This is a genomic window from uncultured Rhodospira sp. (assembly GCF_937138205.1).
Classification (GTDB): Bacteria; Pseudomonadota; Alphaproteobacteria; order Rhodospirillales; family Rhodospirillaceae; genus Rhodospira.
Window position 1 is genome coordinate 1 of record NZ_CAKZOT010000055.1, and the last position, 12,511, is coordinate 12,511.

The following is a 12,511-nucleotide window of genomic DNA, read 5'->3' on the forward strand; positions in this document are numbered from 1 at the left end:
ACCTGGTCGCGGCGCGCTGCCAGGCCTGACCGCCCGGACTTTTGCCCCGGTTACGTGAATCCGCCCTAACTATTTGATTTAGAGCAGATTCACGTGAACACTCTGAAACACGAGGTGATTCAGAGTGTTCACGATCTGCTCTAGCAGACGAAAAGGTTGACCGGTCTTAGCGGCCTGTCATCAAGCCAATGCCCGAGATCCCTCGGCTCGCTCCGCTCGCTCGGGATGACAGATGTGGTTGTTTCATATCATATAAAATGTCCCCGAACGCCCTGGAAGGGGCGGAGGGATCCCGGGAAAAGGCAAGAAATGGGTCCGGTCAACGAGTGAACGCAAATGTCTGCCGGTATCAAAGGATGTTGATGGTCACCGTGCCCTCGGCGGTGTCGCCGTCGGCATCCTCGACGCGGTAGGTGAAGGACGTTGTGCCCGATCCGGCGTTGTCCGCGGTGTAGGTGAAGGTCCCCGTGCCCGGGTCGTAACCGACCGTGCCACTGCCACCGTCGTCGGTCACCGTCACGCTTGCCAGATCGACCCCATCGGGGCTTCCACCGTTGGCGAGAAGGTCTGCCAAAAGGATTGGCACGCTGTCGCCGGGATTGACGTCGTAGGGATCGTTGGATGCCAACAGCGGCACGCCGTCCTGGATGCGGATACCGAAGTCCAGCGCCACCGGGTCGCCGTCATGGTCGTATGTCAGGATGGCGCCGGAGATGTTCAAAGCGACCACGTCGTTGTTCGGCGCGCCGTCCAGGTCCGGGTGCCGCACGGCCCGCAGCAAGTCGAAGGTATACGTATCGTCACCGTTCAGGCTCAGGGTGAAGATGTCCTCGGCAGCCGGCGTCCCTTCGTTCACCACGCCGCGCAAGGCCGTGTCGCCGTCCCGCACCAGCGAAACGTCGCCGTAGGTCCCATCGCTGGCCAGCCCCTGCAGGCCGTTGAGGCTCATGTCCGCCTCGGCGGCAAACGCGAAAACGTCGTACGACCCGTTCGGCTCCGCCCCGTCGGCGCCATAGTCGACACCGTCGACGGGTCCGAAAATGCCGGTGGTCACCGAGGCCTCGTTGTCCGCGATGCTCGCTTCGGTCACCATTTCATCGCCCACGGTGGCATCGTTGACCGTGATCTGAACGTCGTTGAAGTCCCCGTCGTTTTGGTCATCATCGAAGTAGTGTTTGGTGCCAGTCGTCGAGCCGGGGATGAGGTCTGTCCCGCCCGTCGGCACCGACTCAGCGTCACCTGGCACCGTCGACAATCGAGCCCCCGCCACGCCAGTCAAACCGGTGACGGTCATGCCCGGCTGATACTGGGCATCTGGCACGACGAAAACGCCAATTTCGTCCGCGCTGTACCCCTGGATTGTCTCCGTGTGGCCGTAGAATTCCAGAACTCCGCCATCGTTAAGCGGGCTATTGACCCACAGGATCGTGCCTTCGTTGTTGAGTGGGTCGCCGGTCTCCGGGTCGATCTCGTACCAGCCGATCGCCGTCGCGCTGTTCGTGTCCCCGCCCCAGTTGGTGACGGTAACGGACTGGGCGACGGGTGAGTCGTCGTCGATGGTCACGGGCAACGCACCGCCGCCCACGACTTCGCCCGTTTCGTCGTCGACGACCGAGTACGGCACATTGAATGTGATGTCGTCTTCCGTGCCGGCGACCGCATGGTAGACGGGCTCGTTCAGGGTGACTTCGTACCCCACAACGCCGGGCGTAGCCGGATTCGTCGTCGGGACGATCGTCAGGACGGGAACGCCGTCGTACTCGGCCTGGACCCCGTTGGTCCCGTAGGGAGACCAGGCCAACGGCGGATCACCCTGCTGATCACTGGATCGATTGAGGGCCTGGGCCACGGCGGTGGAAAAGGTGACCGTTTGACCTTCCCCGATGGTCACCAAGATGCCAGTGGCGACGGTAGGCTCACCGGCCACGTCGCCGGAGCCCCCCACGATGCCATCGTACGGCCAGTCCTGCAGGGCCCCAAGGCCATCCTCGTCGACGATCGCCTCGGCCTCCGGCTCGGGCGGCGGCGGCGGAGGCGCCGTGTAGGTCACCGTGACCGGCTGCGTGGCCGTCGACTCGCTGCCGTCGGCGTCGCGCAGCGTGTAGGTGAAGCCGTCCGATCCCGACTGCGTCCCGTCGGCATCGGGCGTGTAGGTCCAGGTCCCGTCAGCGGCAACCGTCAGGCTGCCGAACCGGGTGGCCACCGTACTGCCGGCGGCCGCCGTCTGTTCATCGCCGCTGCTGTTCGTGTACGTGAACGACACCAGTGCCACCGGCAGGTCCGGACCGTCCGCGTCGTTGTCGCGCACGGTGCCGCCAACGGGGTCGTCGCCCGGCTCGACCACGACAGAGGCGTCATCGACCGCTTCGGGCACGCCGTCGGTCACCTGTATGAGTTGCGTGCCGCTGCCGGTGCTGCCGTCATCGTCGGTGACGGTGTAGGTGAAGGCCTCGGTCAGCGGTTCGCCGTCGGAATGCTCCAGGGTTTCGGCGGGCGTGTAGGTCCACGTGCCGTCGGCGTTGACAGTCAGGGTGCCATACAGGGTGTCGACCGTGTCAACGGCGGCGGCGATCCGGCTGACACCGGACGCATCCGTGTAGGCGAAGGAAACGACGGTATTCGGGGCATCGGCGCTCGGGACGTCGTTGGCCAGCACGGCGCCAGAGAGGGCCGCCGCGCCTTCCTCGACGGATTGCACGGGGTCGTCGACGGCCACCGGGCCGGTGTCGGTGACCAGGATGCCCTGTGTCGCCGAGGCGGTCTGACCGGCCGCGTCGGCGAGGGTGTAGGTGAAGGGATCCAGCAGGCCGTCCGCAGCGCCGCCGGTGGGCAGGCTCGACACGCCCAGATGGTTCTCTTGCGGATCGGAGACGTAGGTCCAGGACCCGTCGGTATTGACGGTCAACGTGCCATAGCGGGTGTCGAGCGGAACGCCGAACACGCCGTCCCGCGTGACGCCGCTTTCGTCGGTGTAGGTGAAGGTGGTGACCGTGACGGGCGCCACTCCGCCGGCGCCATCGAGCACGTTGCCGGTCAGGGTCGTGCCGCCTTCCGGGGTTCTCGCCTCGGCGGCGGCGGCGGCCAAGTCGCCGCCATCGCCGCCGGTGTCCGTGCCGGTGTCCGTGCCGCCACTGCCGCCACTGCCGCCGTCGCCAGAGCCGCCGCCAGCGGGCTCACCATCGCCGCCGGTGCCTCCGCCATCCGTGCCGGAGCCGCCACCTCCTCCACCGCCGCCGGACGTGCCATCGCCTCCGCCGGTTCCATCGTCAGCCCCAACCGGACCAGCGGACTGCGTGCCCCCGGCCCCCGGCGTCTCGTCTTCGCCCGCGACCACCTCCAAGTCCTCGGCGACCACGTCCAGCGCGACATCCAGGGGACCGAGCGGGTCCGGCGGATCGGTGGTCTGGTCGATCGGCTCGACCACGTAGGGCTGGAACCCGGCGCCGCCGCCGCCATCGGCGGGGATGCCCCCAGGCACCCCCACGGCCGGGGTGCCGGCGGCCGGCGCCACGTCGTTGAAGTCAACGCCAAAGTCGGCGACCAGGACGTCGGCACCAATGACCGTTCCGTCGGCCAGCGTCAGGGCTGGAGGCAGCACGCCCGAGTCCGGTGCCGCGAAGGTCAGGAAGTCGTTCAGAACCAGGGTTCCCGCCCCGTTCACCGTCACGACCAGCGATCCGCCGTCCTGCCGGAACGAAACGTCCGCCGGGTCGGCCGCGATGGTGTAGGCCTCGCCCGGGTCAACGAACACCACGGCCGTCTCGCCGGGCGGCGGCGGCGTCAGGACGGTCGCGCCATCCGACGCCCTGGGCGTTTCGCCAGAACCTTGATCAGACGGTCCGGCCGCATCGCGGTCAAGGCCTGTTTCCGTCGTCGCGTCAACCATGCGCCGATCTCCCAATAACCGCCGGCCCCGCCTTGCTCGGCGCGGCCCGCCACAGATCATGCCACAGCGGCACGCATCGACTCCTGTCTCCGGGAATCGGCGTTGGATGGACTTTTATGTATACAGAGTCGAACGATCGGCGCATCCCCCAAATGGAGTAAGAATGCGCCCGTTCCCTGGCGGCCACACCGGCCGCTCCAGGGTGCCGCCCCGCAAAAAAAGCGCCCCACGCGGGCTGCGGGGAATGGTATAGACGGGCGGGACGGGACGCGTCCGCGGGCGCGCCCCGCTCACCTCTACCGCACACGGATCCCATGGCCTTCATGACCTCTTGGACCGCGTCCGCACGACGACGATCCTGACCCATCGGCCGGCCTGCCCCGGCTAGCGACATCCGCCGTGCGTCCGTTCCGTCTCCGAGGTCCCCTCCCATGGTCCCCGTCGCCTACGCCGTCCGTCCCGAAGAGCCCGGCGATGCCCCGGCGATCGAAGCCCTTTTGGACCGCGCCTTTGGGCCCGATCGGTGGCAGAAGCGGTCCTATGCCTACCGCGAGGGGGTCGCCCCGGTGGCCGCGCTGTCGCACGTGGCCGACCGGCCGGACGGCACCGTGCTCGGCACCCTGCGCTTCTGGCCCGTCCTGGTGGGGGAGCCGGGTCGTCCCGCGCTGCTGCTGGGTCCCATCGCCGTCGAACCCGAATTGTCGCGCCTGGGCATCGGCAAGGCGTTGATGCGCCGGGGCCTGTTCGAGGCGGGGCGTCAGGGCCACGACCTCGTGATCCTGGTCGGCGATCCGGCCTACTACGCGGTGTTCGGATTCGAGCCGGCGGCGCGGTTCGGGCTCGTCATGCCGCACGAGAAGCCGCAACGGGTGCTGGCGCTGGAACTGACGGAGGGCGCGGCGGGCGACGGCGGGGACCTGCGGTCGGTGCGCGCCGCGCAGGCCACGCCGCCCAACATGACCGGCGGAGAGAACTGATCGTTCCTCATGGGAATGGCCACGGACGGGGCGACAGGCCCCGTCCGCAACCCGGGCACGGATGTCCCCGCAAGGGGACGGTATTAGAACTTGATCCGACCGCCGATGGTCAGGATATCGATGCTGTTCTCGTACTCGCCCACCAGGGTGCCCTGCCCCGTCGTTTCGTTGATGCTGGCATCGTTGACGAAGATGTGGGTGTAGCCGAAGTCGACCTTGAACCAGTCCTCGTAGGCATAAGAAATGCCGCCGGACAGCCAGTAGCGGTCCTCGCCCGGGATGCGGGCGGTGCGGTGCTCGTCGGGGATCGGCGACATGTCGTAGGCGAAGCCGGCGCGGAACGACCAGTTCTCGTCCGGACGGTAGATGGCGCCGATCGAGGCGAACACGGTGTCGTGCCAGTTCTCTTCCGTCAGGCTGTCGGCGCCGGTCTCGGCGTCCACCCGCAGTTCGTCGAACAGCGACCAGTTGGTCCAGGCCACGTCGGCCACCACGGCCCATTGCGGCGTAAACTCGTGATAGGCCCCGACGCTGAGCACGTCGGGCGTGGTCAACTCGGCGGTGGCGTCGCTGTCCACCAGCCCGCCGCGCGCGGCCAGGATCGGGTGAACGTTGTTGTATTTGGACTCGCCCTCGAACGGATGATGCACGCGCGAGCGGTAGTTGATGCCGATGCGCGAGGTCTCGCTGAACTCGTACATCGCGGCCACGTTGAAACCGAAGCCCATGTGTTCGGCGGTCAGCTTCTGGCGCCCGTCGTACGGCAACAGGCCCATGTTGTTTATGGCGGTGGTCAGCTTGACGGACGTGTACTGGAGCACCGGCGCGGCGCTGAGCGACAGGCCATCGGTCACGCGGTAGGCGGCGCTGGGCATGATGCTCGTGGCGTGCAGGTGCGAATCCAGCGCCTGATAGCGGCCGACCCAGGCCGTATCATACGAGGTCGCCATGCCGAACGGCACGTTGATGGCAATGCCCAGCCGCGCCCTGTCGGTCAGGCTGTAGACGCCGTACATCGACGGCACGAAGCTGTCCATGGCCGCGTCGCCGCTCAGGGTGCCGCCGACCGGGGTGCCCAGCGTTGTGGTGGCGCTGCCGCTGAAATTCGCCTGCGGCATGATGTAGGCGCCGGTCATCTCGGCCGTGGTGCCCGACAGGCGGGTCATGCCGGCCGGGTTGAAGAACGCGGTGCTGGGATCGTACGCCTTGGCGGTGGAGCCGGCGAAGGCGTTGCCCAGGCCCTCGGCGCTTTGTTCCTTGAGCTGGAAGCCGGAGGCGGCCGCCTGCGACGCCGCCAGGCCCGTCACCACGCCAAGCGCCAGCCCCGCCAGCATCGGGCGACGATCACGCATCTCCATTGGTCCTTTCCCCCCTGGTTGAGATGTTGGCCAGACCCAGCGATGCGACCGGTCCGTGCCTCCGCGCCGACGCCGAGGGTCAATCCAGCCTGACACCGCTCTGGCGCAGAGTGTGTCGTCTTTGTGACCAACTGCAACCTGTTTTCGCGCCGTCTCGGCGCAATGCGGGCAAAAACCGCAATGCTGCAATGGATTCCCTTCACCTGTTGCCGAGCGGCCACGTTCGCCCAGGAAAACCGGCCGTTTCGCTCTGCTATCCGCTGTGCGCCGGTCCCCCCTGTTGCGCCCAAACCACCGGCCGGGTATCACCAAGAGGCCTATCTGTCCGGCGTGCGCCGGCCCAGCCCTTGGTGTTGCCCTCAAGCCGCGAGACGCTGGTTTTCGCGCGGTGCAAGGTGCAATCACGCTCGCACCGCCGGGCAGGCCGGGGTAGGATTGCATGGCTGGAACCGCCGCGCGAGCCGGGGCGGTGGCGGCGTGGCTGCGAGGCCGGACACGAGCATGGCGGTCACGAGCATGGCGTTCTGAACGGGGGGACGGACCAGAATGGACATCGGCGGCGAGGCGAACATGACGAAGAACGAGGTCCAGACTCATTCCGGCCGCCCCTGGCGCCGATCTCTCCTGGCGGCGGGCGTGGCCGCGCTGTGCCTGTCGGCCTGCGCCACAGGGCCACGAAGTGAGACCGCACAGGCCGCCGATCCGCCTGCCGTCACCTCGGCGCCCGGCTCGCAGTTGGCGTCCCTGGCGCAGTCCGCGCCGGACATCGACAATCCGGAGGCCGCCGACGATACCCTGGTTCCCGATCCGATGGAGGACTGGAACCGCTTCGTGTTCGACCTGAACACGCTGATCTACACCCTGTTGCAGCCGGTGATCGCGCCGTACGGCGTGCTGCCCGATGAGCGCAAGGAAAACGTCGACAACTTCCTGCACAACCTGTCGACGCCGGTGATCCTGGTCAACGACCTGCTGCAGGGCGAGGTGGACCGCGCCTGGGTGACCACCCAGCGCTTCGCCATCAACTCCACGGCCGGCGGCCTGGGCTTCTGGGACACCGCCGCCGGCATGGGCCTGCCGCCGCATGAGGAGGATTTCGGCCAGACCCTGGGCGTGTGGGGCGTGGGCGACGGACCGTACATGGTCTATCCGCTGTTCGGCCCGGGCAATCCGCGCGACGGCGTCGGCCGGGCCGTGGACATGGTGACCAACCCGTTGTTCTGGCTGGCCGGGCCGACCGGCGAGCGCATGGCCAACATCCACACCTACGCCAATGCGTCCAGTCAGCTGGGCGGTCGCGGCCAGCAAATGGAATCGCTGCGCGAGACCTCGATCGACTTCTATGCGGCCGTGCGCAGCCTGTATGTGCAGTCGCGCCGCGCCGCCGTCGCCAACCAGGAGCGGTCTCCGGCCGCGACGGCGCCGTTGCTGTCGGACGGGGACCCCCGCCTGCCGGAGGGTGCGGTCTGGCTGGAGGAAGCGGCCCTGGAAGAGACGCCTCCCGACGAGGGGTGAGGGGACCTATTGTTTCCGGGCGGCGCGCGGTCCGAAAAAGAACCAGACGATCAGGCCGAGCACCGGCAGGAACAGAAGCGCGACCAGCCACAGCGCCTTTGGCAGCGGGCTGGCCGTGCTGCCCAGGACGTGCATCGCCGCCCACAGCACGATGATCAGGAAAATGAGGCCGAACAGGCCGATCTCGAGTCCGAACACGGGATGGGTCCTTCTGACGGGTGTGTGGGACTGACGGGTGTGTGCGAGCGAGGCACCGCCCGCCGTCAGGACGATAGCGGCAGCGACCCGAGGAAACCAGACAGGATGTCGATCGTCGCCCCGGGCGCCTCGGCATGGACCCAGTGGCCGGCCCCCTCGACGACCTCGAACCGGGCGGCGGGGAACAGGCTGCGGATGGCCTCGTGGTGCTCCGCCCGCACGTAGTCCGACGCGCCGCCGGACAGAACCAGCGCCGGGCCGTCATACCGCGCGCCGGCGGGGGGCTCCGGCCACCCGGTGATGTCCGCCATGCCGTCGATCAGCGCACGCAGGTTCAGGCGCCATCGCGCTGGGCCACCCTCCGGCCCGGGCAATTCAAGGTTCTGCAGCAGAAAGGCACGGATCCCCGGCTCCGGGATCGCCTCGGCCAGCGCCGCGTCGGCATCGGCGCGCCGGCGCACGGCGTCCAGAGGCACGTCGAGCATGGTTTTGGCGTAGCCCTCCAGGCCGCGCCGGTACGCCACCGGGGCCACGTCGACCACGGCCAGCGCCCGCACCCGCTCCGGGCTTTCCAGCGCCAGCCGCATGGCCGCCTTGCCACCCATGCTGTGGCCGACGAGCACGGCCGGCTGCCCACCCCCCTCTTCGTCCAGCAACGCGCGCACGTCGCCGGCCATGGCGGCATAGTCCATGGCGTCGTCCCAGGGCGAGCCGCCGTGGTTGCGCAGGTCGGGGGTGATGACGCGCCAGCCCAAGGGAGCGAGGCGGCCGGCGATGGCCCCCCAGTTGCGCCCGGACCCGAACAGGCCGTGCAGGATCACCAGAAGTGGGCCTTCACCGGTGGAGGAGCAGGTCAAACGCATGGGGGTGCCTATGATTGTTCCGTCTGATTCACACGTTTTTACTTCCTTTTGTCATTGCGAGGAGCGTATCGACGAAGCAATCCAGAGCGGATATCTGCGTCTTTCGCCCTGGATTGCTTCGTCACTTCGTTCCTCGCAATGACGAACTGCGTGTTCTGCTCACGAATCATCCGCTCATGCGGACAACGGCTCTCGCAGGCGTAGTTCACCCGATTGCCCTGGCCCCGGCGCGCGCCGAACGCCTGCAGTCCGCCCCAACCTGCCCTGACAACAAACCGGGCGGGAGTCGCGCTCCCGCCCGGTTGCTGCGTCAATCGTGTGCCGTGCCGCCGGATCAGTGCGCCCCGACGGTCTCCGTCGCCCGCGTCTCGGTGCCGTGGCGCTTGGAGGAGGCGCCGCCGGCGCGCGACGGGCGCGCATCGCTGTCGGCGGCCGCGACGGCCTTTTTGGCGCGCTTGCCATTGGCGTTCGCCGGAGCCGGCGTGGGTGCTGCTTCCATCTGGCCCAGGCCGCGCGCCTCCGCCAGAGTCGTGATTTCCGAATCGAAGGCGTTGGCGCGGGTCTTCGGGCCGAAGCCGCGCATCGCCCGTTGGTGCCGGATGAAGTTGGCCACGCGCGGCAGGATCATCTCGCGCCAGCGCCGACCGTTGAAGATGCCGTAGTGACCGACGCCCGGGCAGACCATGTGATCCCGGTGCTTGCGCGACAGGCCGGTCAACATGTCGTGCGCCGCCTCGGTCTGGCCCAGGCCGGTGATGTCGTCCTTCTCGCCCTCGACCGTCAGCAGGCCGATGTCCGTGATGGCCTCCGGCCGCACCAGCTGGTCGCCGATCATCATGCGGCCTTCCGGCAGGTGGTGTTCCTTGAACACCCTCTCGATGGTCTCCAGGTAGAACGCCCCGGGCATGTCCATGACCGAGAGATACTCGTCATAGAACTTGCGGTGCGCGGCGGCCGAATCGCCGTCGCCCTCGATCAGGTGGTTGAAGTAGTCGCGGTGGGCATCCATGTGCCGCTCGACGTTCATGGCCATGAACCCGCCAAGCTGCAGGAAGCCCGGATAGACCGATCGGCCCGCCCCCATGTACGGCGGCGGCACGGTCTGGATGAAGCGGCGCCGGAACCAGGACATGTCCTTGCTCTCGGCGAACAGATTCACCGCCGTCTTGTTGATGCGCGTGTCGATGGGGCTGCCCATCAGCACCATGGCAAAGGGGCGGTTCGGGTTGTTGTCCTCGGACATCAGCGCGTTGGCGCACAGCACCGGCACGCCCGGCTGGCAGACGGCCAGCATGGAGGTGTCCGGCCCCAGGATGTCCATGAACTCGATCAGGTACTGGACGTACGCCTCCATGTCGAACTCGCCGTGCCACAGGGCGACGTCGCGGGCGTTGGTCCAGTCGGTGATGTAGACCTCGTGCTCGGGCAGCAGCGCCTGCACGGTGCCGCGCATCAGCGTGGCGTAGTGGCCGGACAGGGCCGCCACCACCAGCACCGCCGGGTCGTCGCGCTCCTCGGGCAGGTCGCGTTCGAAGTGGATCAGGTTGCAGAAGGGCTTGTGCTCCACCACCCGCTCGCGCACGTTGACCAGATGGCCGTCGACGACGGTCTCGGACAGGCCGAACTCCGGCTTCGGGTACTTGCGGGTGATGCGCTCGAACACGTCGGTGCCGGCGGCCACCGTGCGACCCAGACCGGTGTGGCTGGTCGGCAGCAGCGGGTTGGTCGCCAGCATGTTGACGGCCTGGGCCATCATCCGCATCGGCGTCATCGCATGATGGTTCATTTCATGGATGTGATAGAGCACGGTACGCGTCCTCCTGAACAGTGGCCAGGGGCTGGCGAGCCGCCTGAGTCGTGACCACCTGTGTCATCAACGTTTCACATTAGGCCCTGGTTCCGGCTCGGTGCCATGTGACCGAACGAGATAGGCCCTAGCCCCTGGACCCGCAGCGCGCTTGAGCGCACCCCGAGCGTTTCCGTTGGGTAATTTTTTAACTCAGCGGCCTCCCGCTCCGCAACAATAATTTCCGCTCATGCGAATGAGGAATGGCGAACATGCGGACGGGGCATGGCACGGTTCGCATCAGACGGCGCAGACTATGTCATTCGAAAGGCGCAAAACGTTACTATTTCCTTAGCGAACATAAGGGCTTAGCGGGGCTTCGGCGGGCCGACTCCGGCCGCGCGATGGTTCGCGCGCGACCTTTTCGCCGATCTGTCATCCGCGTAGGCTCCTCCGCGCCGGCCGCGCGCCCGCGACCGCCACAGTCCCCCCCGATCCGGAGGACCCGCTCGCCATGATTGGCGCTTTCGTCAAATCGGTTGAACAGCTCGGCGACCCACGGGTCCGCGACCCCATCATGCTGAGCCTGGCTCTGACCGTCGCCATCTACCTCCTGCTGGTCGCCGGCCTGTGGTTCGGGCTGGGCGCCGTCGACGTGGTCGACCCCCCGTGGCTCGACACGGTCATCGATGTGGCCGGCGGCCTGGCGGCGTTCGTCGTGGCCCTGGTGTTCTTCCCGGCCGTGGTAACCGCCTTTGTGGGCCTGTTCCTGGAACGGGTGGCCGAGGCGGTCGAGCGTCGGCACTACCCGAAATTGCCGGCGGCGCGCGAAGTGCCGATCGGTGAAAGCATCGCCGGCGCCCTCTCCTTCGCCTTGGTTGCGGTGGGGTTGAACGTGCTCGCCCTGCCTCTCTATATCTTTCTACCGGCGTTCAATCTGGCGATCTACCTGCTGCTGAACGGCTACCTGCTGGGGCGGGAGTATCACGAACTGGTGGCGGCCCGCCGCCTCGACCGTTCGCGGCTCACCGGGGAACGCCGACAGCACCGCTGGCGGATCATGCTCGCCGGTGTGGTCGTCGCCGGCCTGATGCTGGTGCCGGTCGCCAACCTGCTCGCGCCGGTCGTGGCCACGGCCTTCATGGTGCACATCGTCCAGGCGTTGCGGGGTGACCCCGGCTCCGCGTAATCTGGCGGTCGCGGCAGGCGGTGTGCGGCAGGCGGTCCGCAAGGCTTGCGCCCGGCCCGCGTGTTGTCGCACCCGATCAGCACTTCCAGCACGAGGGACTCCCCCCATGGCATTTTTCGGCAATACCCCGCAGGGCCGCCAGCCGAGCGGCGGACAGGGTGGCCCGGGCGACGGTGAACGGGCCGAGGCAAGCGACGGCAAGGGCGGCTTTCAGCCGCAGGAGCCGACCCAGGTGACGTCGCCGAAGTTCCAGCCCGGAATGCCGGTGAAGCCGCAGACCGGCGCGTTCCGCCCGGAGCCGCCGGTGCACAGCCGCGAGCAGCCCAAGGCGCCCGCCGCCGACAGCGGCGAGCCGCAGACGCTGACGCCACCGACGCGGCCGGGCGGCGCCCCGCGCGCCGCCGGCGGCGACCCCAAGAACCTGATCGTCGGCAGCGGCATCCAGCTCAACGGCCAGATCAGCGCCTGCGATCGGCTGGTGGTCGAGGGCACCGTCGAGGCCGACCTGAACGACGCCGAGGCCATCGAGGTGACGGCCAGCGGCCTGTTCAAGGGCACCGCCTCGATCGAGGAGGCCGACATCTCCGGCCGCTTCGAGGGCAACCTGATCGTCAAGCGCCGCCTGATCGTGCGCGACGGCGGCCGTATCGAGGGCTCGGTGCGCTACGCCGCCATCATCATCGAGGAAGGCGGTCAGGTGCGCGGACAGATGGACGTCTACGACGGCACGGGCGGCTGA

Annotated in this window: 9 protein-coding genes; 4 read left to right on the plus strand and 5 right to left on the minus strand. The window is 67.8% G+C overall.

Features of this window, described 5'->3' with window-relative positions; all coding sequences use genetic code 11:
• Positions 1–349: 349 nt before the first annotated feature.
• Positions 350–3,886 carry an Ig-like domain-containing protein gene (locus Q0309_RS07140; protein WP_299438958.1) on the minus strand — a complete coding sequence of 1,179 codons (3,537 nt, stop codon included), beginning with the start codon at positions 3,884–3,886 and terminating at the stop codon, positions 350–352.
• A 431-nt stretch (positions 3,887–4,317) separates the two neighbouring features.
• Between Q0309_RS07140 and Q0309_RS07145 the strand changes: the two genes are divergently transcribed.
• Positions 4,318–4,863, plus strand: coding sequence for a GNAT family N-acetyltransferase (locus Q0309_RS07145; RefSeq protein ID WP_299438960.1), 546 nt, complete (start codon positions 4,318–4,320; stop codon positions 4,861–4,863).
• An 83-nt stretch (positions 4,864–4,946) separates the two neighbouring features.
• On the opposite strand, the gene Q0309_RS07150 is transcribed toward Q0309_RS07145, so the two are convergent.
• Positions 4,947–6,215: an outer membrane protein transport protein gene (locus tag Q0309_RS07150; RefSeq protein ID WP_299438962.1), complete on the minus strand. Its 1,269-nt coding sequence runs from the start codon at positions 6,213–6,215 to the stop codon at positions 4,947–4,949.
• Positions 6,216–6,791: 576 nt separating this feature from the next.
• Here Q0309_RS07150 and Q0309_RS07155 point away from each other — a divergent pair.
• Entirely contained in the window at positions 6,792–7,736 is a 945-nt protein-coding gene (locus Q0309_RS07155; protein ID WP_299438964.1) for a VacJ family lipoprotein, read from the plus strand.
• A 6-nt stretch (positions 7,737–7,742) separates the two neighbouring features.
• Here Q0309_RS07155 and Q0309_RS07160 read toward each other — a convergent pair whose 3' ends face one another.
• The 3 genes from Q0309_RS07160 to phaZ form a co-directional block, all read right to left on the minus strand.
• Positions 7,743–7,934, minus strand: coding sequence for a PLDc N-terminal domain-containing protein (locus Q0309_RS07160; protein ID WP_299438966.1), 192 nt, complete (start codon positions 7,932–7,934; stop codon positions 7,743–7,745).
• A 65-nt stretch (positions 7,935–7,999) separates the two neighbouring features.
• The gene (locus Q0309_RS07165) at positions 8,000–8,797 is read right to left on the minus strand and encodes an alpha/beta fold hydrolase (RefSeq protein ID WP_299438968.1); all 798 of its coding nucleotides are present in this window, start codon (positions 8,795–8,797) and stop codon (positions 8,000–8,002) included.
• Positions 8,798–9,131: 334 nt separating this feature from the next.
• Entirely contained in the window at positions 9,132–10,604 is a 1,473-nt protein-coding gene (gene phaZ, locus Q0309_RS07170) for a polyhydroxyalkanoate depolymerase (protein WP_366940575.1), read from the minus strand.
• Between the two features lie 493 nt (positions 10,605–11,097).
• On the opposite strand from phaZ, the gene Q0309_RS07175 reads away from it, so the two are divergent.
• Positions 11,098–11,772 carry an EI24 domain-containing protein gene (locus Q0309_RS07175; RefSeq protein ID WP_299438970.1) on the plus strand — a complete coding sequence of 225 codons (675 nt, stop codon included), beginning with the start codon at positions 11,098–11,100 and terminating at the stop codon, positions 11,770–11,772.
• A 106-nt stretch (positions 11,773–11,878) separates the two neighbouring features.
• On the plus strand, positions 11,879–12,511 hold the full coding sequence (locus Q0309_RS07180) for a polymer-forming cytoskeletal protein (protein WP_299438972.1): 633 nt from the start codon (positions 11,879–11,881) through the stop codon (positions 12,509–12,511).